The following is a 24,255-nucleotide window of genomic DNA, read 5'->3' as shown; positions in this document are numbered from 1 at the left end:
AAGCCCCGCACAGCTCAACGAGCCGTTACGATCTGACCCGGGGGTTTGAGAGCCACTGCGCATCCCCTTTGACCGAGATTGCGATGAAGCGGGGCTGGCGTATGCGGGACGGCCGGTGGGAAACAGTCACCGACTCGGAGTTCCCGCATGAACGCAGGGGCCTGGAGGCGATCCGCGACAAGCTGCCCGACGCCGAGCCGTGGCGGGCATGGTCGAACTTCACATTCACCGCCAGCACGGGGCACGTACGCGAGGTAGACCTGCTGGTCGTCGCGCCCGGCGGGGTGTACCTGATCGAGCTGAAGGACTGGCACGGATCGGTCGAGTCCCGCAACGGCAGCTGGCTGCAGACCCGACCCGGTGGACAGCAGCTCTCGCACAGCAATCCGCTGCACCTGGCGAACAAGAAGGCGAGGGAACTGGGCGACCTCCTCCGTCAGGCCACGCCGCACGGCATGCCCGCCCCCTGGGTGTCCGAGGCCGTCTGCTTCACGGACTCGTCGCTGCGGATCCGGTTGCCCGCCCACGACCAGCAGGGTGTGTACACGATCAACGAACTGGTCGCGATGCTCAAGGAGCCGCCGCGCGAGCAGCGGCGCCGGTTCGACGCCACCCGCTCGCGCGCGCTGAAGTCGTCCCTGGAGCGCATCGGCATCGCGCGGAGCGACGCGGCCTACAAGGTCGGCCCCTACCTGCTCAACCGCAAGGCGTTTGACTCGGGACCCACCTGGGCCGACTACCTGGCCCAGCACAGCGAGTTGCCCGAGGCCGCCCGCATCCGCGTCTACCTTCGCGAGCGCGGGTCGGACGCGGAGTTGCGAGCGTCGGTGGAGCGCGCCGCCCGGCGGGAGGCGGCGGTGCTGCGGCGCTTCCGGCACCCCGGCGTCGTCCAGTTGAAGCAGTACGACCCGTCAGGCCACACCGCCGGTCCCGCCCTGATCTTCGAATACGATCCGCGGACCCTGCGACTGGACGAGTATCTCGCCCAGTACGGCGACAAGTTGGACATCCTCGGCAGGATGGCCCTGGTCCGCCAGCTCGCGGAGACGGTGCGCAGCGCGCACGGCGCACGGATCTACCACCGCACGCTGTCCGCGCACTCCGTGCACGTCATCCCACGGCCCCGGGGCCGGGCCGCCGGGACCGACACGGAGACGGCCGGCTGGCTCGTACCACACCTGCAGATTTCCGACTGGCAGGTGGCCGTCCAGCGACTCGGCGACCACGGGCAGGCCACCGCCGACCGCTTCGCTCCCACCGCGCTGTCCAACGCCGGAGCGCACATCGCGGAGGGCGCCGACCCGTACCTCGCCCCCGACCTGACCGCGCTCAACCCCGACCCCGTCGCGCTCGACATCTACGGGCTCGGCATGCTCACGTACCTGCTGGCGACGGGCAAACCGCCCGGCGCGAGCCAGGCCGAGCTGGTGGCCCGCCTGGAGGCGGGCGAGGGCCTGCGGCCCAGCGCGCTGGTCGACGGGCTCTCCCCCGACATCGACGAGCTGGTACAGGCGGCGACCGCCTTCCGTCCCGGCCAGCGTCTGGCGACCGTCAACGAGTTCCTGGAGATGCTGGAGTTCGTCGAGGAAAGCCTGACCGCGCCGCCTGGCGAGGGGCCCGCACCCGCGGTGGAGGCCGCCGCACGGGCCGCAACCGGTGCCCCGGCACCCTCCATCCCCGACCAGCCGCGCCCGGCCGCCGAGGAGCAGCAGGAGAAGGACCCGCTGGACGCCGTCCCCGGTGACGTGCTCGCCGGTCGCTGGGAAGTGCGCCGCCGCCTTGGCACCGGCTCCACCAGCCGCGCGTTCCTGGTACGGGACCTGACCGTCGACCCCTCCGTGCGCGGCAGGTCGAAGGCCTTCGCGGTGCTGAAGGTCGCGATGTCGGAGGAACGCGCCAAGCTACTGGTACGCGAGGCCGAAGTGATGGGCAGGCTGCGCCCCGACTCACGGATCATCCGCCTCGTCGAGCCCGAGCCACAGAAGATCGCCGGACGCACGGTTCTCGTCATCGAGTACGTCGGCGACGAGCGTGAGGAGGACACCACCGGCAGCGGCACCGTTTCCAGCAGGCGCCGCCGTCGTGAGGAGACCGTCGCCCGCCTGTTGCGCGACGAGGGACGACTCACCGTCGACCAATTGGAGTCCTACGGGGACTACCTCTTCGGGGCGGTGGACTTCCTTGAGGGCGAGGGCGTCTGGCACCGGGACATCAAACCGGACAACATCGCGATCCGGGTCCGCCCGAACCGCACGCGGGAACTGGTGCTGATCGACTTCTCGCTCGCGGGCTACCCCGTGCAGGAGTACCAGGCGGGAACAGAGGGATATCTGGACCCGTTCCTCGGCACGCTGGCGCGTCCTGTCTACGACGGCCACGCGGAGCGGTACGCCCTCGCCGTCACCCTCCACGAGATGGCCTCCCGCGAACTGCCGGTCTGGGGCGACGGGAAGGTGTCGGCGCGGCAGACCGACGAGAAGGACCAGCCGTATCCGACGATCGCCGCGGACGCGTTCGATTCCGCCGTGAAGGACGCGCTGGTCAAGTTCTTCCGCACGGCCCTCCACCGGGACGCCAGCAAGCGGTACCCCGAGCTCAAGCAGATGCGGGACGCCTGGAAGAAGATCTTCCTTGACCTGGACGAGGCACTCCCCTCCTCGCACCGCCCCAGCCGCTCCCGTCACTCCACCCCCACACCGGCGACTCCCACGGCGAACTCCGGCGACGCCGACGCCCCCACCACTCCCGGTATCGAGGCCGCCGAGCCGGAGAGCGCGGAGCAGCAGCGCAACCTGTGGGCAGAGCAGGCCACGCGCGAGACCCCGATCAACTCGTCCGGACTCGGCCCGGCCGCGATCTCGTTCGTACACGGCCTGGGTGTCCACACCGTCGGCCAGCTCCTCGACCTGAGTCAGCGTCGACTGCTCAACGCTCCTGGTCTCGGTACCAAGACCAGGAACGAGGTGCAGGGCCGGATCAAGCAGTGGCGGAAGAAGTTCGCCGAGCAGCCGCCCTCGCCGCTCACCCCTGAGGGGCGCAAGGAGGCACGCGCCGAACTGTCGGCAGCCGAGGCCGCCCTCAACGACGCGGTGGCCAGGTCCGGCGGCGATCAGGCCGGAGGGCTTGGCGAACGGGCGTTGCGCGCGGTCAGCCTGGACACCCTCGCCGCGATCTTCGTTCCGGAGCTGCGCAAGAACGGCGCCAACGCCAACGAGGTCGAGATGGTGCGGCTGTTGCTGCGCCTGCCCGACGAGCACGGTGAGCTGCCCGCGATCGGGGCGTGGCCCAAGCAGAAGGACGTGGCCGACGTACTGGGGCTGACCGCGGGCCGCATCCCGCAGATGCTCAAGGCGCAGCGCACGCGTTGGAAGCGCAACACCGCGGTGCGCGCGCTGCGCGGCGAGGTCCTGGAGCTGCTGCGCGGGATGGGACGGGTCGCCGCCGCCGCCGAGATCGCCGACGCGCTCACCGTACGCCGTGGTACGCAGTTGCAAACCCGCGAGCAGCGCCGGGCGTTGGCGCTCGCGGCGGTACGGGTCGTGGTCGAGGTCGAGCAACTCGATCCCGCGAGCCGGGAGTTCCAGCACGCGGCCAACCGCGATGCGGTTGACGAGGGCATGGGCGCGGGCCTGCTGGCCCTCGAGGTCGGTGACGACGACGGACCGGACACCCCGTCGGGGCCTGCCCTGTTGGAGTACGCACAGCGGCTCGGCCGGGTCGCCGACAAGCTCGCCGAGGCCGAGTCGCTGCCCACCTCGGCGACGGTACTCGCCGAACTGGGTGCCGTTCCGCCGCCACCGGGCGCCGTGGCCTGGGACGAGCGGCGCATCGTCCAGCTGGCCGCCGCCGCGTCCCGCAACGCCGCCGCCACCCCGCGGCTGGAGATCTACCCGCGCAACCTGCCGCTGGTGCGCGCGCTGCGCCTGACGCAGGCAGGGCTGGTACGCCTGGTTCCCGGCGTACCCGAGGGCCAGCAAGCGGGGCTACGCGTCGAAGAGATCCACGAACGAGTACGGGCTCGCTTCCCGGAGTTGCTGGACGCCCGGGGCGGTCACAGCCTGCCGGAGGGCGGGCGGCTGACCAAGGCGCTCCAGGAGGCAGGCTTCGACCTGGTGCTGAAGACCCACGAGGACAATCGGATCCAGCGGTACCTCCCACGGCACGCCAACAGCATCTCCAGTTACATCTCGTCGGACGCGCGCGGCCGGACCCTCACCGCCGTCCAGGCCACCCGCTACGACAACGACCCGACGCTGGCCGCCGCGATCCGCACCGGTGAACGGCTGCTGGCCTCGGCCCGGCGGGACGGCTTCCGCGTGCTCACCGTCCACACGCTGCGGATGACGGGAGCGGTCCGTCGCCTCTCCACCCCGGACGGGCAGGTGGGCGCGGAAGTTCTCTCCGTCGCGGAGCTGTTCATCGCCGCACTGCACGAGCAGGTGGATCGGCGGCCCAAGCCGACCTGGGAGACGATCCTCAAGGCGGATGTCGCCGAGCCGGGTTCGAAGGCGGCGATGAAGTTCGCCGAGTACGCGCGCACCGCGTGGAGTTTGGTCGAACCGCGCATCGCCGCCCGCCTCGGCCGCGCGAACGGCGACGGTCCGGTGCTGCTTGTGGACGCCGGCGTGCTCGCCCGCTACGACGCGATGGCCACCCTGGAGCGCCTCGCGGACCGCGCCCGCCACGGCGAGCGCGCGCTGTGGCTGCTCTGCCCGCAGTCCGACCCCGCCCGCCCACCGCGCCTGGGCCGGACGGCGGTGGCGTACCAGTCCGGCCTGGGTGAGTGGATAGAACTCCCCGACGCGTGGGTAGTCCGCCCCGGCACTGCGGCCGTACCGTCCGCCGCCGACGCAGCCCGTACACCAACCGCACAACAAACGTCCGTACAACAAAGGAGAGCCTGACGTGATCGACCGCAAGGCACTGCTGGACGACCTGAAGCAGCAGGTGAAGGCGGTCGAGACCGACCTGGACAAGCAGGTGCGGGCGCTCACGGAGGTACGGGACCGGCTCAAGGCGGAACACAAGCGCGCCTTCGACGTCAAGCGCACGGGGGCCACCTGGAACTCCTGGCTGGACGAGCGGATCACCCAGGTCGCCGTCGCCTGGGTGCTCGGCACGGTCTTCGTCCGCTTCTGCGAGGACAACCGCCTGATCCCCGAGCCGTACCTCACAGGCCCGGACGGCGAACGGCACGACCTCGCGCTGGAGCGGTACGCCGCGTACGCGAGCGAGGACCCGGACCCGACGTACCGGGGCTGGCTGGAGCGCGCCTTCGCGGAACTCGGCGAAGGCCAGGCGGGCAGGCTCCTGTTCAACCCGGACCGCAACCCGCTCTTCCAGATCCCCGTCTCGCACGACGGCGCGCGGGCGCTGGTCGAGTTCTGGCGCGAGCGCGACGAACAGGGCGCCCTCGTCCACGACTTCACCGACCCGCTGAACGAAGACGGCACGGAGGGCTGGAACACCCGCTTCCTGGGCGACCTCTACCAGGACCTGTCGGAGGCGGCGCGCAAGACGTACGCGCTGCTCCAAACCCCGGAATTCGTCGAGGAGTTCATCCTCGACCGCACGATGAACCCGGTGGTACGGGAACTGGGCGGGGCATTCGGCGAGTTGAAGATGATCGACCCGACGTGCGGGTCGGGCCACTTCGTGCTGGGCGCGTTCCGGCGGATGGTTGCGCTGTGGGCGGAGCGCCGTCCTGACGTCGACCGGCACGCGCGGGTGCGGGCTGCGCTGGATGCCGTGCACGGCGTGGACGTCAACCCGTTCGCGGTGGCGATCGCCCGGTTCCGGCTGCTGGTGGCGGCGATGGCCGTTGCGGGGATGCGGACGCTGGCGGAGGCGGGGCGGTGGGATTGGCCGATCCATTTGGCGGTGGGGGATTCGCTTATTAAGGCTCGGCAGCTCGGGTTCGAGTTCGATGACCTGGAGGCGGGCGATCCACTGGCGGAGTTCTCGTACTCGACGGAGGACATCCACGAGCCGGAGTACAAGGGGATTCTGGAGCAGGGTCGGTACCACGTGGTGGTGGGAAATCCGCCGTACATCACGGTGAAGGACAAGGCGCTCAACGAGCTGTACAAAGGATTGTACAGCTCGTGTGCAAGGCAGTATCAGCTGACAGTGCCATTCGCCGAGCGATTCTTCCAACTCGCAAAGCGTCCTGGACCAAACGGGAGCAGTTCTGGATACGTCGGCCAGATCACCTCGAACGGTTTCATGAAGCGGGAGTTCGGAAAGCGACTAATCGAAGATTTTTTCGCTAATGATGTTGAACTCACAGAGGTGATCGACACATCTGGAGCATACATTCCAGGACACGGCACACCGACCGTAATTCTCATCGGACGACGCAACAAAAGCGGCCGTTCGGCAACAGTGCGAATGGTCATGGGGAAGCGGGGAGAACCGGGTTTTCCCGAGGTCCCCGCACAAGGGCTGGTATGGCAAGCTATCGTCAGCCAGGTCGACAATCCTGACACAGAAAGCGAATGGGTAAGTTCTACGGATACATCACGGGACAGACTTCGGAAACATCCGTGGAGCCTGTCGGGAGGCGGCGCCTCGGAGTTGCGCGATCGGCTGGAAAGTTCTGCCGAGACCACTCCGCTTTATCGTTTTGTGCAAGACTCAGGCAACATGCTCAACACACGCGAGGATGATGCCTACCTCACGCGCGGAGCCGCCAGTCGCGCCGGTATTTCTCCTGACCTGACGCGCCGAATTGTCGAAGGATTCGAGATCCGTGACTGGGCTACACAAGGCTCCACAGAAACACTTTTCCCTTACTCACAACGAGGGGAACAGCGCGATATCTCCACTAAGGAGCTAAAGACCCTTTGGCCTTCCAGGCAACTTCTGCATATTAGAAAGTCCCTGTCTGGAACACAAGAGGAGCGCGGACTGCCGTGGTATGAATACTCTTCCTTCTCGCCTGAGCGATACAATTCAAAGAAGCTTCTCGTTTTCACGCTCGTAGCAACTCACCAACACTTCTTCCTTCGAGACTCAGATGAAATCTTCTCGCAAGCGGCGACAGTATTCACGCTCGAGGAAGGCTCGGCCGCGCCGATCGTAGGAGTGCTCGGCATTCTTAACAGCTCAACCGCATGCTTTTGGCTCAAACAAGTTAGCCAGCCTAAAGCAGGTGGGGGGAACGGGCGCGGCATGCAAGATGAGGCATGGGAGGAGCGCTACGAGTTCACAGGAACCAAATTGAAGGAGTTTCCCCTTCCCTCACGCTTCCCTGTCGACCTAGCCGCGAACCTACACAGATTGGCCAAAGAGTTGGCTGCCACTAGCCCTTCCGCGTTGACCTCAAGAGAAGCGCCAACCCCCGCATCGGCTGCCCTGCGGGAAGCACAGGCAAAGTGGACGGCAATCCGAGCCCAGATGATCGCACTTCAGGAGGAATTGGACTGGCAGGTCTACTTCCACTACGACCTACATGCCGAGAATCTACGATCATCCGAAGCGGAAGTACCTGACCTATCCCTTGGCGAAAGAGCGTTCGAAATCGCACTTGCGCGGCAAGTTGAGGAGGGTAAAGCCTCCACTGAGTGGTTCAAGCGGCATGGGTCGACGCCGATCACCAGCATCCCGGAGCACTGGCCGGACGCCTACAAGGCCGTCGTGCAGAAGCGGATCGACGCCATCGAGAACTCCCGTGCAATCGGGATGATCGAGCGGCCGGAGTACAAGCGGCGGTGGGCGACCGAAGGGTGGGACAAGCTTCAGGAGCGCGCTTTGCGCGGGTGGTTGCTGGATCGGATCGAGAAGCGGGAGCTGTGGTACCAGGACGGCGACCAGCCCACCCTCCTCACCCGCTCGCAGCTCACTGACGCGCTCTCGCGTGACGAGGACTTCGTGTCCGTTGCCGCGATCTACGCGCCCAACAAGGACCTGCCCGCCGTCGTCGCCGACCTGCTGGCCGACGAACACGTGCCGTTCCTCGCCGCGTTGCGCTACAAGCCGAGCGGGCTGAAGAAGCGCGCGGACTGGGAGCACGTCTGGGATCTCCAGCGCAAGGAGGACGCCGCGCCGGACGAGCCCGCCAAGCGGAAGATCCGTGACACGATCCCCGTACCGCCGAAGTACACCTCCGCCGACTTCCTCAAGCCGTCGTACTGGCGTGCCCGGGGCAAGTTGGACGTGCCGAAGGAGCGGTTCATCTCCTACTCCTCGACCACCTCCGGCGTTCCCGAGTTGTACGGGTGGGCGGGCTGGGATCACCGCGAGCAAGCGCAGGCCCTCACCACGTACTTCACCAACAACGCCACCACCACAGAGGAGTTGACCCCGCTGCTCGCTGGGCTGCTGGAACTCCAGCCGTGGCTTGGACAGTGGCACGACGAGTTCGACCCGACGTACGGCATGTCGCCCGCGGCCTTCTTCGCTGGGTACCGCGCGCAGATCCAGGGCGAGCACGGCCTGACCGACGACGACCTGCGGGCCTGGCGCCCGGCGGCGCCCACGCGCGGGCGCCGCGCTACGAAGAAGTAGGCCGCAGCAACGGCTGGCCTGGGGTTGGCGTCGTCCACCCCGGCCAGCCGTACGGCTTACAGCAGGTGATCCACCTTGCCCGCCTTTACGTCGAGGATCAGTCTGCGTAGCGCTTCTATCGAGTCGGTCACGTATCGATCTTCTTCACCGTTGACGGCGATGTAGGCGTTGCCTTCGGCGTCGGTTCCGATTCGGAAGCAGTTGCTGGCTTCCGCGCAGAAGGGGGCTTCCCAAGTGATGTCAGACATCCGGTCTCCTAGAGTTGGCGCGCGATGGCGTGGATGAAGTCCCGTGACTGCTCGGGAGTCAGGGCGTTCTCCGCCATCCAGTCGAGATGTGCTCGGTACTTGGCGAGCTGTGCCTCGGCATGGGTGAACTCCGGTCCATGTGCGGAGTCCAGTTCCACGGTGTCGAGTTGAGGGACGGCACCTTCAGCGTAGACAAGGGCGTGGCCTGCACCCGGGAAAGCGCCGCAATCAACAGAGATGACGCGCACCGAGATGTGTTCGCGTTCCGACAGGGTGCAAAGCTGGTCGAGTTGGGCTTGCATCACCTTATGACCGCCGAACTGCATTCGCAGAGCAGCCTCGTGGACGTAACCGACGTATGGGCGGCTCATCTCCTCGTCGACCACGCGCTGCCGCTCCATGCGATGGTTCACGCGTAGCTCGATCTCCAACCGGGACATCGGCGGAAGCCCGGCCTTGAACACGGCCCGGGCGTAGTCCTCGGTTTGGAGCAGACCAGGAATGTGAACGGTCTGGATGGTCAGAAGCCTCGTGGCGTGCCACTCCAGTTCTGCGATGTCGAGCAAGCCCTGCGGGAGAGTACCCCGGTACTGCTCCCACCAGCCGCGCTCCTTGCCGTCTGCCATAGCCACCAGGGCCTCGATGTAGGCAGCATCGGAACAGGCATAGTTGCTCGTCAGGGTGCGTACGCGGTCCGGGTTGATGCTTCGGGTGCCGGACTCCATGTTGGAGATCCTCGTGCGGTCCATACCCAACAGACCAGCCGCGTAGTCGGTACTGACCTCTGCGGCCAGCCGGAGTTTGCGCAGTTCAGCCCCAAGTCGCTTCTGGCGCTCGGTGGGTGTGCGTCGCGTCGGCATGATGTCCCTTCTGACGAGCGAGTCCCAGTCTGCCGTGGCGGCTCAGTCTTGGTCCAACCTGGTGGGGGTAATTGCACCCAAGCACATGGCAATTTGCACCGCCAGCCGCTAGCGTTTAGTCACGCGCAAGCCACACACCGCAACCGCCGGAAGCGCACCGCGTGAGCGTGCCCGCCTGCCCTGGGGCGGGGGCGTTCGCGCCCAGGGAGGTAGGCCACCGGCGCGGCCGGGAGCGCGTACGTACCGCGTGCGACACGTGCACGCGCCCAATCGCCCAACGTCATCAAGGGGTTGAGCCATGCCCGCCGTCCCGTTTCGCTCGCCGTCTCCCGTGTCCGCACCCACCGCAACGCAGCCGCGCGTCCCCACCATCCCCTCCCATTGGACGTTCCCCGCCCACCCGGCCTCTGTACCCCGTGCCAGGCGAGCCGTCGCCGACGCGCTGCCCGCCGACAGCGCGACTCAACTGGCCGACGACCTCAGCCTCTTGACCTCCGAACTGGTCACCAACGCCATCCGGCACGGAGCTCCTCACAACGAAGACCAACTGGTCGAGCTGATCCTCTGGCCCACCGACGGCCACTACTGGCTGGCCGTGTCCGACCCAGGAGATGGCTGGCCCGTGACCAGGACGTCCAATCCCTACGCCTGCGACGGCAGAGGGCTGGTCCTGGTCGACAGGGTTTCCACAGCCTGGGCCGTCGTGCCACGCCGTCCGTGCGGAAAGTCCGTCATCACGGGAGTACGGCTGCACAGAGGGTGAGGCCGCACCCGCCCCCACCCCACAAAGAGACGCGGGGCACAGAGCGCCCCCTCGGACAGCCGACGCGCCCCGCTCCCCAACCCTCTCCGTTCGCCTTCCGCCGCATCACGGACGACAGGAAGACGAACACGGTTGACGAATGAAAGGATGGCGGGTACCCGCTAATTTTTCCCGGGTCAAACGAGACACAACAGACGGAAAAGAAGCCGAAGAAGCGATGTCACCCAGCGCCACCGACCAGCCGCCGCTGCTCCGCGATGTGATCGACATCAAGCCGTCGATCTCCACCTCCGACTTCGTCCTGAAGCTCGCCGAGGCGGTCACCGAGGAGGGCAGCGCCCGGGCGCTGCAGGACTACGTGGTCACCGAGCGGCTGCTGGAGAACTTCGACGAGGCGCTGGGGCTGATCCGGGCGGCGCTGGACGGACAGACGTCGAAGGCGGCGTACCTGCATGGCTCCTTCGGTTCCGGTAAGTCCCATTTCATGGCGGTTCTGTACGCGTTGTTGCGCGGTGACCAAGCCGCCCTCGCGCGTACCGAGTTCGATCCGGTGCTGGCGAAGCACACATGGCTGTCCGGCGCGGGAGGCGCCGGACAGCGGAAGAATTTCCTGCTGGTGCCGTACCACATGCTCGGCGCCAAGTCGTTGGAGCAGCGCATCCTCGGCGGCTACGTCTCGCACGTCAAGGCGCTACACCCCAACGCCCCCACCCCCCAGGTGTACCGGACCGACTCACTCTTCGCGGACATCCGGCGGCTGCGGGAACGGGTGGGCGACGAGCAGTTCATCGCGGGCCTGGGCGGTGAGGACGGGACGGACGAGGACGACGAGTGGGGCGACGGGTTCTCCTGGACGCCCGGGCTGGTGGACACCGCGCTCGCCGCCGAGCAGGTGGACGGCGACGAGGTGAACCTCGACGTGGTCAACCCGAGCACGCCCGCCGAGCTGCGCGCCAAGTTGGTACACGACGCGATCGCGGGCTGGTTCCCGGGGTTCGCCCAGAACGCGGCGGAGGACGAGCACGGGTTCGTCTCGTTGGACGCCGGGCTCGCGGTGATCGCCGCGCACGCCAAGGGGCTCGGCTACGACGGGCTCATCCTCTTCATGGACGAGCTGATCCTGTGGCTCGCCAACCGCATCCACGACCAGAAGTTCGTCTCCCGCGAGGCGGACAAGATCACCAACTTCGTGGAGGGCGCGGACTCCCGGCGGGCCCTGCCGATCGTGTCGTTCATCGCACGCCAGCGTGACCTGCGCGAGCTGGTCGGCGAGGAACTGTCCGGCGCGGCCGAGACCGCGATCCAGGACAGTCTCAACCTCGCCTCGGGCCGGTTCGACAAGATCACGCTGGAGGACCGCAACCTCCCGCAGATCGCCCACGCCCGGCTGCTGAAGCCCAAGGACAACGAGGCTAGGGCCCGGATCGACGCCGCGTTCGCCAAGGCCAAGCGGTCCGGCGGACCGGCGGTGTGGGACGTGCTGCTCGGCTCCGAGGAGGGGACGACCGGCGCGGACGAGGAGTCGTTCCGACTGACGTACCCCTTCTCCCCCGCCTTCATGGACACCCTGGTCCACATCTCCTCCGCGCTCCAGCGGTCCCGTACCGGTCTGAAGCTGATGGGGCAGCTCCTCGCCGACCACCGCGACGACGCGCGGCTGGAGCAACTCATCCCGCTCGGCGACCTGTACCAGGTGATCGCGGACGGTGGCGACGAGCCGTTCGTGGACAAGCTGAAGGCGGAGTTCAAGGCCGCCGACAAGCTGTACCGGACCAAGCTGCGGCCCTACCTGCTCGGCCAGTCCGAGGTCACCGAGGAGGATGTCGAACGCTACCTGCACCACCCCGATGACGTGGACGGCCGACTCGCGCAGCAGTGCCGGAACTTCATCGGGGACAACCGGCTGATGTGCACCCTGCTGCTGTCCGCCCTGGCGCCCAGCGTCCCGGCCCTGCGCGATCTCACGATCCGGCGGCTCGGCGCGCTCAACCACGGCTCGGTGGTCTCGCCGATCCCGGGGGCCGAGGTCGGCGCGATCAAGTTCAAGGTCACCGAGTGGGCGTCCCGCTTCCCCGAGATCAAGGAGACCGGCACCCAGGCCAACCCGGGCGTCCGCCTGGAACTGGCCGGTGTGGACGTCGACTCCGTGATCGCCAACGCCAACGTCAACGACAACCCCGGCAACCGGCGGGCGCTGCTCAAGCGGCTGTTGGCGGAGGAGATCGGCTTCGAACTGCACGAAGGCCGGATGGGTGCCGACGAACTCACTCTGGTCTGGCGGGGCTCGGACCGCACGCTGGAGGTGGTGATCGGCGAGATCGCCGACCCGGACAGCGTGCCGGACCACGACTTCTCGCCCAGCGACGAGTCCCTGTGGCGGCTGGTCGTCGGACTGCCGCACCACGAAGGTGAGTACGGGCCGACCGAGGACGTCAACCGGGTGCGCGACCTTCGCGACAAGCCCGGGGAACGGCCGCGGACCGTGGCGTGGATTCCGGCCGAGCTGTCGGACTCCCGGTACAGGGACTTCCGGCGTCTGGTCACCATCAGCTACGCGCTCGCCGACGCCCGCAGGTTCGACACCCAGTACGCCTCGCACCTCAACGCCGACAACCGCGCACGCGCCAAGGCGCTCCTGGAAGGCCAGCGCACCTCGCTGACCAAGACGGTGAAGGCCGCGCTCAAGCAGGCGTACGGGCTTGCCGAGAAGAAGCCCACCGACGTGGAACTCGGCCACGACGACCACCTCGTGCCCCTGCCTGACGTGGCGGACCTCAAGCCGTCCGTCGGGCAGTCGCTGCGCGACGCGGCCCGGCACATCGCGGGCAAGCTGCTGGCCCACCAGTTCCCCGCGCACCCCGACCTCGACCCGGAGGGCAAGGACGTGGCCGTCAGGCCCGCCGAGGTACGCACGGTCTTCACACATCTGCGCGCCGCCACCGAAGCCGCGGATCGGCGGGTGGAGGTACCGGCCAAGGACCGTGACGCCATGCGGCACATCGCCATGCCGCTGGGACTCGGGTCGCAGAAGGAGGCGTACTTCGAGCTGTCCACCCGCTGGCGCGACCACTTCCTGCGGCAGGCGAGCACCGAGGGCGTCACCGGCGACCTGTCCGTCGTACGGCTCACCGAGTGGATCGACCGGCCGCAGGCGATGGGGCTCGCCCCGCATCTCGCCAACCTGGTGATCGCCTCCTACGCGGAGATGGACGACCGGGTGTGGGTGCGGGCCGGCGGCCTGCTCGACCCGGCGCCCGAACCGGGCCAGATCAAGGCCGGGGACGCGCTGCGTGCCCAGCCGCTGCCCGACGAGTCGGTGTGGGACGAGGCCCGGCGGCGGTACGAGGAGATCTTCGGCGAGAAGGCTCCGACGCTGCGGCGCGGGCGGATCGTCAGCCAGTTCGCCCGGCAGATCCTGGGCAAGGCGCGCGCGTACCAGCCCCACGCGGCGGATCTCGTGGAGCAGTTGGAGCAGCACGCCGCACTGCTCGGCCTCGACGAGACCGACGACTCCGGCCGACTCGCCCTGGCCCGACGCTCGTTGGCGCTGCTCGACGCCCTGCTCGCCACCGACCAGGGCTCGGCGAGCGGTACCGGCTCCGCCCGGCAGACCGTCGCCGCGCTGGCCGGGTTCGACCTGGCGGGTGCGCCCGCGCCCCGGTACGGGGTGTCGATCGTGCAGGCGCAGGCCGTCGCCTCCGCGTTGGCGAACGCGGCGTGGGACATGCTGCGGCTCGCCCCGGGCTACGGGCCGAAGGGCCAGGCGGCGCTGGACGCGCTGCGGAACGCGGCCCGCGCCGACCAGCGCACCGCCAACCTGCCGGACGCCCTGCGGGACGCCAGGCGGGCGGTCGTGGCGGTGATGGAGGAACGCAGCAGGGTCGAAGCGCACTCCGTCGCCGAGGCATCACGGGCGGAGCGGCCCACGCCCGTCCGTCCCGGTCCCGGCTCGGTGGACCTGACGACGCCGAGCAGCCATCCGCCCGTACCCGAGGCGCGCACCGAGCGCACACCGGGTGAGCGGCGGGTGCGGCGCTCGGGCGGCGGCCGTACCAAGGCGTCCCGCGCCATCGCGGAACTGCGCGCCGAACTGGAGGAGTTGGCGGCCCGGGAACCGGACGCCGTCATCGAGATCAGCTGGCGCGTGGTGGAGGGCGAGTGAGCACGAGCACCACGACGGGCACCACCCACGCCGGTACCAGCGCAGTGCGGCTGAACACCACCACGGTGACGCAGTACCTGGCCTCGCAGTCCGGGCTGGCCACCGGCAAGCGCAAGGCCGTTCTGCTGCGGGCTGCCCCTGTCTGGGACGGCGCCGCTCAGATCGTCTGGGGTGAGCGGCGTGCCAGGGTCGCCACCGGCGGCTCGCCGCTCGCCGTCCTCGAACTGGTGCTGGGCCACCTCGCGCCCGGCGCGGCCGGGCCGGAAGTACTGGTGGTGCTGACGGACCGTGAGGAGTCCGAACTCGGCGCCGACCTGCTGGCCCGGGTCCACAAGCAGCGCGTCAACGCCGTGGACATCTGGGACGTGGTGCGCGAGGCGTTCGGCGCGCAGGGCACCGATCGCGCACTGGCCGCGGAGAACTGGGCGGCCGAGGCACTACTGGACGCGACGCCGCCGGGCGGCTGGCCACAGTTGGGCAAGGGCCTGCTGCCGCGGCGGTACGCGCTGGCCGCGCTGGCGCTGCGCCGCCTGGGCGCGGGCGTCTACGACCCGGACGTGGAAGGCCGATCCCCCGGCGGCGTCGCGGGCGCGGTGGAGCTGGACGTGCACACCTTGCTGCGCTGGTCGCTCGCCCCGTGCGGGCCGGAGCGGTTCCTGGCCCTGCGTGCGCCGGAGCAGGACGGGCTGACCCGGTTCCTCGGCGAGGAGGAGCAGGCTGGGCTGGCGGGCCGCGCGCTGCTCGCCCTGGTCGCCGCGGAACACGGGTCGGATGCCGTGGCGTTCGGCCTGGTGTGCGCGGCGCTGTGGGTACACGCGGACGACTCGGCGGACGCCGAGGACTACCGGGCGCGCGGCCGGGCCGAGCGGTGGTTCGGTGATCCGCCGCCCGCCCAGGGGCAGTTGCTGGACGCCATGGTCGCCGCCTTCGGGCGAGCCTGCGAGGAGTTCGTCACGGCGCTGCTGGCGTCCGGCCGGTCCGGCTCGGCCGAGGACATGGCCGCGGCTCGCCGTATGACCGCCGCCGTCCTGGACCGTGCCTCGGCGCTGAGCCGGCAGTTCGGCGCGGAGCGGGCGTGCGGCACAAGTCCCCTGTTGCGGGCTGGACTTGAGGCGCGTTTCACCGCTGTCGGGCATGCTCTGGCCGCCCGGGACGCGGCGCGGGTCGAGTTCGCCGTGCGGGAGCTGGAACGGCATCGGCTCGCGGCCGACGAGGACGCACACGTGCGCGTGGAGCGGGCCAGGATGGCTCAGCGGCTGACACGGTGGCTCGCGACCGGACCCGCAGCTGACCACGCCGATGAGACGACGCAGAGCGTTACGGACGCGATCAACGGCCATGTGGCGGAAACGGGTTGGGTCGATCTGGCTCTGGAGCACGTGGCGGCGGGCGGCGATCCGACGCATGAACTCAAAGCGGCCTACGACGCCTTGTGCTCCACGGTCCGCGAGCGGCGTCGGGCGATCGACCAACGATTCGCCCGCGACTTCGGAACGTGGGCCTCTACCGGCGGCGACACGGGGACGATGCTCACCGTAGAATCGTTCCTGTCCCGCGTCGTGGCACCGGTCGTCAAGGACGACGACGTCCGGGTGCTGCTGATCGTGCTGGACGGGATGAGCGCGGCCATCGCGGCGGAGTTCGGCGAGGAACTGCGCCGGGACTGGGCGGAGTACGACCCGGTACGCGGTGCGAAGGACACCCCGCGCCGGCGCGGCATGGCGGCCGCCCTGCCCACCGTCACCGCGGTGTCCCGCACCTCCCTCTTCGCCGGGCGGCTGATGACCGGCTCGCAGCGCGACGAGGCCGCGATCTTCCGCCGGCACGCGTTCTGGGGCGGCAGGGACGTCGCCGTCTTCCACAAGGACGACCTGCGCGCGGACAGCGGTGGCGACGCGTTCAGCCCCGCGCTGCAAGAGGCGATGAGCAGCGAGAGCACGCATGTCGCCGTGGTGCTCAACACCATCGACGACCGGCTCGCCAAAGAGCAGAAGCTCGGCGACGCATCCTGGCGAACCGCCGACATAGGCGGGCTTCGCGAGTTGCTGTCGCAGGCCGCCGTGCAGGGCAGGGCCGTCATTCTCACCAGCGACCACGGTCATGTCATCGACCGGTACGGCGTCCGCGTCGAGGCGGCGACACCCCTGTCGGCACGGCACCGCGCGCCCGGCGGCCCGATCGGTGAGAACGAGATAGAACTCAGCGGCCCACGTGTGGTGTCGCCCGAAACCGGTGGGTCCATCGTCGCGCTGTGGGACGCCGACTCCCGTTACACGGCGCTGAAGGCGGGCTACCACGGCGGTGCCTCGCTCGCCGAAGTCGCCATCCCCGTCCTGGCGTTCATGCGCTTCGGCGCGGAACCGCCCAGGGGCTGGCGAGAACTGGGCGGCCAGCAACCGGTTTGGTGGAACGCCAGCACGCAGGCGGACAAGCGCACGTCGGCGCCCGGTCCGAAGACCAGATCCAGACCTGCCAGGCGTGCTACCACAAGGCGCCAGAGCCTCGATGCCTCGGCTTCCGGCGCCCAGTCGCTGTTCGAGGTCACGATGGTGCCCGACGGCGAGCACGCGCTGTTCAAGGCGGAGGCGATCGCTCCGGACGACGCCCTGGTCACCGCACTGGTCGACTCCGAGCTGTTCCAGGCGCAGCGGGAGTCCCTGGCCCGCAAGCCTGATCCGGCAAAGGTGGAACAGGCGGTGCGCGAACTGCTGGGCGCGGGCGGCACACTGCCGGTGACCGCCCTCGCCCAGCGGATCGGGCTGCCCACATCGCGCGCGGACGGCTTCTGCGCGGTGCTGCGGCAACTGCTCAACTTCGACGGCGTCCAGGTACTGGAGATGCTGGCCGACGGGCGCACGCTTCGGCTCAATCGAGCGCTACTGCGGGAGCAGTTCGAGCTGGGCCGGGGACCGGGCTCCTGATCACATGTGCAGCGCGGTCACATGTACATCTTGAGCAACCCGGAGAACTCGACCAGCTCGGTGATGAGTTGTTCGGTCAGCGGCTCGTTGTCGAAGTGTGCGATCTTGTTGCGGATGTCCTTCACGCGGCTGAGGGCGTGCACGAATTGCCTCCTGCTGACACCTGTCCAGCCCAAAGCTGCCCAGTTGGCGTCCGCCTGGGCGCTCAGCGTTGGGTTGTTCTCGTCCTCCCGCAGCAACCTGACGTACTGGCCGAACATCAGATCGGCGATGTTCCCGGTCTGCTTGTTCTTGTGCTGCACGGCCCGGATCGCGTCGGGGCTGAGCTTGGCTCCCAGGCACTTGCGCAGCCCGAACTCGATCTCCCCGACGAGGAAGAACGGTAGGGCGGTGGCGTGGAAGCGAGCGGTGATGTCAGCCGCGGTCACGATTCCGCTGTAGGAGCCGTTCTCGTCCAGCACCAGAAGATAGCCGGCCTCGATCAACAGCGGCAGAAGCGGGAACAGCTCCTGGCTCACCAGGGCGACTGGCACGTCCTCGACCATGGCGTTGGTGAGCGTCGGCACGGTGCCGGTGGCGTACTTCGCGGCCACTGACTTCCAGGTGATGACGCCGCGAAGGCCGGACGTGCCGTCGATCACCGGAATCTGCGAGTAGTTCTTGGCCTGCATGATGTGGGTGGCGTCTGACAGTTGCGAGCTGGGCGACACGGAGACCACACCGGCGCGCGCCGAGGGCAGATCGCCGATCTTGAACGAATGCTGCGGAAGCGTGCCCTGGAGTAGTTCGCCGTCCTCGTCCCCTTCGTCGGCGTCCTGGTGGACCTCGGCGGTCTCGGCGGTCTCGGCGACGACCAGCAGCTTCTCCTTCAGGCCGCAGACAGCGAAGGACGGCACCGTTGCCAAGCCCGCGTCCTTCAGCTCGGCGGTAACCACCGGGACTGTCTGGTAGTTGCGCACCCGAAAGCCGAAGACCGCCAGAAGGTCCGGCAACGACACGGTCTTGCCTTTGAGCGCGAGCAGCGCTTCCCGCCGGTTTGTGGAGTCGGTCATGATCGCGTCACCGGTCCGACGCGTCGCGGAAGACCGTGCGCTTGCCCATGGCGTTGTTCACCAGCTCAAGCAGCTGCCTGGACCGGTCGGCGTAGAAGCGCTCGAAGTCGTCTTCGTGCAGCGCGACCGGATCCATGAGGTGAGTGGCGACGATGTCGTCGAACCACTCCGGGCGCATTCCGGACTCGGCGACGAGCGACTTGAGGTAGACCCCGGGCGGGCCGGTCATGATGCGACCGGCCCGGTAGGACAGGGGTGTTTTGTTGACGATCGAGTTCGCTCGCTGGTCTTTGATCCCCTGACGGGTGAACCACTCCTTGGGAAACACCTGACGGACGGACACGGCGTACTGGAGCAGCAGAGCCGGATTGAGCGGCGCCTCGTTGTAGTACCAGTCCACCGCGCCCTGCTTGGCCAGCAGCGCGTAAATGCCCTTGTACGCCGCACTGTTGCGGGTGGTGAGGCTGTCCAGGCGGTCCGACACGAAGACCGCCTCGGTGATCGTGTCCGGGACGTAGGGCTCGCCCCGCAGCCAGCCGATGAGCTGTTCCACGTCCCGGGTGAAGCGGCTCTCCGTCGAACCGCCGTACATCTCGCCGAGCACACCGCACCAGTACCAGCGGTTGATCTTCTCGCCAGCCGCGGAGTCCTCGTCGATACGGTCGCCGATGATGGCGCGTACGGCGGCCAGCGGGACCAGTTGCGTGCGGTAGGGCACATCACCGCTGCGGACGATGCACTGCCGCTGGAGGAAGTCCCCTACCCACTCGAACGCCTCGGCCACCCGGGGCGCGAGCCGACGGAAGTCCGCGAGCGGCAGCTTCAGCAGATCCCGCCGCTTGCAGGACACCGCGGCTCCTCGGACCTCCTGCTTGCGTTCCCACGTCAGCACCAGGGTGACAGCCTGGAGGAAGTCGCTGCTGCTGAGCCCGTCGCCGTCGAACACCGGGTACGCGGCGGCGAGGCTCTTCTTGATGTCCCGCCACTCGTCCGGCAGGCGGTAGTAGTCGTTGTGCTCACGCTCGTATTGACGGTCGCCCGCGTAGCTTGCGGTCAGCAGCTCGAAGACGTTGAGCGGAACACCGCCGGTGTTCACTCGCTCGAAGACCGAGCAGACCGCGTCCAGCGTGGTGGTGGACGACAGCTTGATCATCGGAATGAGGAAGGACCGCACGTGCTTGAGCACGTGCTCCTCGAACTTCGACCACAGGTCCCAGTTCGCGTCGTCGGCCATCACAAAGGCCCGCTGCCAGACGTTCACCCGCTGGATGTCGAAGACGAAGTGCAACGGGAAGTACCCCGCCCGGCACTCCAGTTCCGTACTGCTCAGGTCGAGCCGCTCCTTGCGCGAGATGCTCAGCACCTTGTCCTCGGGCACGGACACGATCGCGTCATCGCGGTCGGCCGGGGTGCCGACGGCTTTGGCGATGTCCACGTAGTACCAGCACTCGAGCGGCTTGTTGCGCGCGTCCTTGGTCCTGACCGGTTGATCGCTGTGGAGAGCCTGGAAGAGGGAGGTGAGTCGCTGCTGTCCGTCCAGGAGCAGCAGGCTGGGGTTGACCGCTCCCGCCGCTTCGGCGCCGGTCAACGTGCGGGCGCGGAACGGGGAGTGGCCGCCGGTCTGCAGAGTCATGACGACGCCCAGCGGGTAGTCCAGCGTCACCGTGCCGACGAGGGCCCGGATGCGTTCGTCGTCCCACACCCAGTCACGCTGGAAGTCCGGGAGCTGCAGTTCCCCGGATTGGATGTCCTCCAGAACTTCCTGGAGCTTGGGACTGTCAAGTGCCACGGTGCGTTTCCCCCACCCCTGTGCGCGATCGGTGTAACCGAGAATTCGAACCACCGGTGTTCGTGCCCGTCAAGCGTGAGCGTGACTCTACGTGTCGACACCGTATGTTTTCGGCCAACCACCGAGCTCTCGTCCGGCCGATGGGACACTGGACATGTGAACGCACCAAGCCCCGCGAAGTCCGACTCCGGTATCAGCGCGACGCGTCGGCGCGACGTCATCGACGCGCTGCGACGCGGAGCCGTACCGGAGAGCGGGCTCGGGTTGTTCGCTACCGGGCTCGGGCGGTTCGAGGCGGCCCTGGACGCCGAACTCGACGCGGTCGCCTCCGGTGCATCGGTGTTCAAGGCCGTACGTGGTGAGTACGGCTCGGGAAAGACCTTCTTCAGCCGATGGCTGGGAGAGCGGGCACGAAGGCGGAATTTCGCCATCGCCGAAATCCAGATCTCGGAGAACGAGACGCCGCTGCACCGGCTGGAGACCGTCTACCGGCGCCTCACCGAGCGCATGACCACATCGAGCTTCCCCCCGAGCGCCCTGCGACCGGTCGTGGACGCGTGGTTCTACGCCCTGGAGGAGGACGCCCTCGCGGCGGGCGCCACCGAGGAAGGGCTGGCCGCCGCGGTCGACGAGCTGATGGCCCTGCGGCTGGACGAAGTGTCCCGGCACGCCCCGACCTTCGCGGCCGCGCTGCGCGGCTACCGCGCAGCGCTCGACGCGGGCGAGGAGCGAACCGCCGCGGCAATCCTCGCCTGGCTCGGCGGCCAGCCGCACGTGGCCGCGTCCGCCCGCCGTGCGGCGGGGGTACGCGGCGATCTGGACCACTTCGGCGCCCTCGGCTTCCTCCAGGGGCTGCTGACCGTGCTGCGCGACTCCGGACACTGCGGCCTCCTCGTCGTGCTCGACGAAGTGGAGACGCTTCAGCGCGTACGGTCCGACGCCCGAGACAAGGCCCTCAACGCCCTGCGACAACTGATCGACGAGGTGCATTCCGGTCGCTTTCCGGGGCTGTACCTGCTGATCACCGGAACGCCCGCCTTCTACGACGGGACGCAAGGCGTCCAGCGGCTCGCGCCACTGTCTCAACGGCTCGCCACGGACTTCACCACGGACCCGCGCTTCGACAACCCTCGCGCGGTGCAACTGCGACTTCCTGGGTTCACCCTCGATTCGCTGATCGGGCTCGGCCGCACCATTCGTGACCTGTACGCATCCGGCGCGACGAGTCCGCGGCGCGTGCGCGAGTTGGCGGACGACGCCTATCTGGCCGACCTGGCACAGGCCGTCAGCGGTGCGCTGGGCGGAAAGGTGGGCGTGGCGCCCCGGTTGTACCTCAAGAAGCTCGTGGGCGACGTGCTGGACCGGATCGACCAGTTCGAGGACTTCGACCCGCGACGGCACTACCACCTCACCCTCACCGGGGCCGAACTCACGCCAGAGGAACGGAATCTCGCGGCTGCCCCGGCGGCCTCCGCTGACGACGTGGTTTTGGACGACGTCGATCCGGACGACAGCGGAGCGGACGCCGGATGACGTCTTCCCCAGCCTCCTGTCCGGGCGACCCGATGGAACGTCTCGATCCCGTCGTCCTCCATCACATCGTCAACACCCTTGGCTGGCCGGACCTGCGGCCGTTGCAACGGGCTGCCATCAAACCGCTGATGGACGGCGAGGACGCGGTGCTCCTCGCCCCAACCGCGGGCGGTAAGACGGAAGCAGCCTGCTTCCCCCTGCTGTCGGCCATGGCCCGACACCGGTGGCACGGAGTCTCCGTGCTCTACCTCTGCCCGCTCAAAGCGCTCCTCAACAACCTCATCACCCGCGTCGACACGTACTCGCAGTGGCTCGGCCGACGCGCGGCGATCTGGCACGGCGACATCAAGGAGTCCCACCGCAGACGCATCCGCACCGATCCGCCCGACATCCTGCTCACCACCCCCGAATCCCTGGAATCCATGCTCATCGGCGTGAAAACCGATCACGCTCACCTGCTCGGCAACGTGCGGACGGTGATCGTGGACGAGGTGCACGCCTTCGCTGGCGACGACCGGGGATGGCACCTGCTCGCCGTGCTGGAACGCCTCGAACGGATCAGCGGACGGCGCATCCAGCGGATTGGACTGTCGGCTACCGTGGGCAATCCGGAGCAGTTGCTGACCTGGCTCCAAGGAGCTGGGGCCGGGAACCGCGCGGGGCGCGTCATCGCACCCGCTCATCCCACTGTCCAGCTCCCGAACACTCCCCCGCCCGGGGACGTGGAACTCGACTACGTGGCCTCCCTCGACAACGCCGCGAAACTCATCGCGTCGCTGCACCACGGCGAGAAGCGCCTGGTCTTCTGTGACTCCCGGCGTCAGGTCGAGGAGCTCGGCGCCGCGCTGCGTGCCCGTGGTGTCACCGCCTATCTCTCCCACGCCTCGCTCTCCGCGGAGGAACGGGCACGTTCGGAGCAGGCGTTCGCCGAGGCTCGCGACTGCGTGATCATCGCGACGTCGACCCTTGAACTCGGTATCGACGTGGGCGATCTGGACCGGGTGATCCAGGTCGACTCGCCGGGCACTGTCGCCTCGTTCCTGCAACGCATCGGCCGAACGGGTCGGCGCGCTGGCACCGTCCGCAACTGCCTGTTCGTGACGACGCGCAAGGAGACGCTTCTGCACGCTGCCGGGCTGCTCCTGCTGTGGGGGCGTGGCTGGGTGGAGAGGGTGAGCTCTCCACCGGAACCACGCCACCTGGTGGCGCAGCAGCTTCTCGCTCTCGCCTTGCAAGAACACAAGATGGGGGACCAGTTGTGGCAAGGCGAATGGAACGGGCTCGCTCCGTTCGACTCCTCAGCGGAGCCGATCCTTCGCCACCTGGTCCGCGAGGGATTCCTGGACGAGGACGGGGGGCTGCTGTTCATAGGGCCGGAAGCCGAAAAACGCTTCGGGCGCCGGCACTTCATCGAATTGACCGCCTCCTTCACCGCGCCACCGCAGTTCACCGTGTTGTCGGGACGCGCCGAGATCGGACGGACGGATCCATCAGTACTGACCGAGGAACGTCCGGGGCCGCGGCGACTGCTGCTGGCAGGGCGCAGTTGGCAGGTGACGTTCATCGACTGGACGCGCAAGCGAGTCTTCGTCGAGCCGGCCGACAGCGGGGGGATCGCGAAATGGACTTCCGGCGGCATCGCCGGGCTGTCGTACGAGCTGACGCGAGCCATGCGCGAGGTGTTGCTCGGAGCTGACCCACCAGTGTCGCTCACCCGGCGTGCTCTGGCGTGTCTGCGCACTTGGCGGGAGGACGACGCACCGGACCTTGTCCACCCGGCGGGAACGCTGCTGACCCGAGTAGGAGACGACGTACGGTGGTGGACCTGGGCGGGCTACCGCGCGAACGCGACGCTGGCGGCGACCCTTGCCGCAGTAGCCGATCCCGTGCAACGTCCCACGGACTACTGGGTGCGACTCCGGGAAGACCTGACTCCCGAGATGTGGCGCGCGGCTCGCGCCGGGGCCGGTAACTCGCTGGTCCTGCCGGACGTCGACCGCCGCGCGGTGCGGGGGCTGAAGTTCTCCGCCGCGCTGCCCGAGCGGCTCGCCGTGGCCACGGTCGCCATGCGGCTGGCCGACTTCCCAGGGGCGACTTCCGCCCTTGCCGAGCCCGTGCGACTACATATGAGGCGTCCCTGACCAGAATGCCAACCGCCTATTTCGGTGGCTCCAGGGCAGGCGGGGCGTCAGCAGACGGAGTCCCCCACGGTCTAAGATCCAACTCGCCGACAGCGGCGTCGTGTTCCGCGCCCCGTCCGCGTGCGTCCCCCCTTTGTCGGCGAGGTGGTGCACGTGTAGTCCTGCTCGCACGACGACGGGGCCTTGTCTAGAACGATGGTTCTAGAAAAGGCCCCGTCAAGTACAACTCGCCCCCGCTGGCTGGCCGTTGGCTATCGGGAAGATGCGGACGGCCGTCG

General features: G+C 68.3%; 11 protein-coding genes. 7 read left to right on the top strand and 4 right to left on the bottom strand.

Features of this window, described 5'->3' with window-relative positions; translation table 11 throughout:
- Positions 1-101 precede the first annotated feature (101 nt).
- Together pglW and pglX are read left to right on the top strand one after the other, a co-directional pair.
- The gene (pglW, locus tag NON19_RS14755; protein WP_255928186.1) at positions 102-4,904 is read left to right on the top strand and encodes a BREX system serine/threonine kinase PglW; all 4,803 of its coding nucleotides are present in this window, start codon (positions 102-104) and stop codon (positions 4,902-4,904) included.
- Between the two features lies 1 nt (position 4,905).
- On the top strand, positions 4,906-8,508 hold the full coding sequence (pglX, locus tag NON19_RS14750; protein ID WP_255928164.1) for a BREX-2 system adenine-specific DNA-methyltransferase PglX: 3,603 nt from the start codon (positions 4,906-4,908) through the stop codon (positions 8,506-8,508).
- Between the two features lie 56 nt (positions 8,509-8,564).
- On the opposite strand, the gene NON19_RS14745 is transcribed toward pglX, so the two are convergent.
- Together NON19_RS14745 and NON19_RS14740 are read right to left on the bottom strand one after the other, a co-directional pair.
- Positions 8,565-8,756: a hypothetical protein gene (locus NON19_RS14745; RefSeq protein ID WP_255928162.1), complete on the bottom strand. Its 192-nt coding sequence runs from the start codon at positions 8,754-8,756 to the stop codon at positions 8,565-8,567.
- Positions 8,757-8,764: 8 nt separating this feature from the next.
- Positions 8,765-9,616, bottom strand: a complete 852-nt coding sequence (locus NON19_RS14740; RefSeq protein WP_255928160.1) for a helix-turn-helix domain-containing protein — start codon at positions 9,614-9,616, stop codon at positions 8,765-8,767.
- Positions 9,617-9,947: 331 nt separating this feature from the next.
- Between NON19_RS14740 and NON19_RS14735 the strand changes: the two genes are divergently transcribed.
- The 3 genes from NON19_RS14735 (at position 9,948) to pglZ (ending at position 17,462) form a co-directional block, all read left to right on the top strand.
- On the top strand, positions 9,948-10,379 hold the full coding sequence (locus tag NON19_RS14735) for an ATP-binding protein (protein ID WP_308213692.1): 432 nt from the start codon (positions 9,948-9,950) through the stop codon (positions 10,377-10,379).
- Between the two features lie 217 nt (positions 10,380-10,596).
- Entirely contained in the window at positions 10,597-14,541 is a 3,945-nt protein-coding gene (pglY, locus tag NON19_RS14730) for a BREX-2 system ATPase PglY (protein ID WP_255928156.1), read from the top strand.
- Entirely contained in the window at positions 14,538-17,462 is a 2,925-nt protein-coding gene (gene pglZ, locus NON19_RS14725; protein ID WP_255928154.1) for a BREX-2 system phosphatase PglZ, read from the top strand. The genes pglY and pglZ overlap by 4 nt, the downstream gene beginning before the upstream one ends.
- A gap of 17 nt (positions 17,463-17,479) precedes the next feature.
- On the opposite strand, the gene NON19_RS14720 is transcribed toward pglZ, so the two are convergent.
- Together NON19_RS14720 and NON19_RS14715 are read right to left on the bottom strand one after the other, a co-directional pair.
- Positions 17,480-18,514: a CBS domain-containing protein gene (locus NON19_RS14720; RefSeq protein ID WP_255928152.1), complete on the bottom strand. Its 1,035-nt coding sequence runs from the start codon at positions 18,512-18,514 to the stop codon at positions 17,480-17,482.
- A gap of 7 nt (positions 18,515-18,521) precedes the next feature.
- Positions 18,522-20,303 carry a GmrSD restriction endonuclease domain-containing protein gene (locus tag NON19_RS14715; protein WP_255928150.1) on the bottom strand — a complete coding sequence of 594 codons (1,782 nt, stop codon included), beginning with the start codon at positions 20,301-20,303 and terminating at the stop codon, positions 18,522-18,524.
- A 156-nt stretch (positions 20,304-20,459) separates the two neighbouring features.
- Between NON19_RS14715 and brxD the strand changes: the two genes are divergently transcribed.
- The gene (brxD, locus tag NON19_RS14710; RefSeq protein ID WP_255928148.1) at positions 20,460-21,836 is read left to right on the top strand and encodes a BREX system ATP-binding protein BrxD; all 1,377 of its coding nucleotides are present in this window, start codon (positions 20,460-20,462) and stop codon (positions 21,834-21,836) included.
- Positions 21,833-23,977: a DEAD/DEAH box helicase gene (locus NON19_RS14705; protein ID WP_255928146.1), complete on the top strand. Its 2,145-nt coding sequence runs from the start codon at positions 21,833-21,835 to the stop codon at positions 23,975-23,977. Before brxD ends, NON19_RS14705 begins: the two co-directional genes overlap by 4 nt.
- The last annotated feature ends 278 nt before the right edge of the window (positions 23,978-24,255 follow it).

The sequence above is a fragment of the Streptantibioticus rubrisoli genome (assembly GCF_024436055.1).
In the GTDB taxonomy this organism is placed as follows: Bacteria; Actinomycetota; Actinomycetes; order Streptomycetales; family Streptomycetaceae; genus Streptantibioticus_A; species Streptantibioticus_A rubrisoli.
Note: the sequence above shows the minus strand (reverse complement) of the source record. Positions and strands in the feature narration are given on the sequence as shown.

Bases quoted from the DNA above. Each gene is read 5' to 3' on its own strand.
- NON19_RS14720 (WP_255928152.1), bottom strand. From the start codon at position 18,514: ATGACCGACTCCACAAACCGGCGGGAAGCGCTGCTCGCGCTCAAAGGC.
- NON19_RS14745 (WP_255928162.1), bottom strand. From the start codon at position 8,756: ATGTCTGACATCACTTGGGAAGCCCCCTTCTGCGCGGAAGCCAGCAAC.
- NON19_RS14705 (WP_255928146.1), top strand. From the start codon at position 21,833: ATGACGTCTTCCCCAGCCTCCTGTCCGGGCGACCCGATGGAACGTCTC.
- pglW (WP_255928186.1), top strand. From the start codon at position 102: ATGCGGGACGGCCGGTGGGAAACAGTCACCGACTCGGAGTTCCCGCAT.
- pglY (WP_255928156.1), top strand. From the start codon at position 10,597: ATGTCACCCAGCGCCACCGACCAGCCGCCGCTGCTCCGCGATGTGATC.
- NON19_RS14740 (WP_255928160.1), bottom strand. From the start codon at position 9,616: ATGCCGACGCGACGCACACCCACCGAGCGCCAGAAGCGACTTGGGGCT.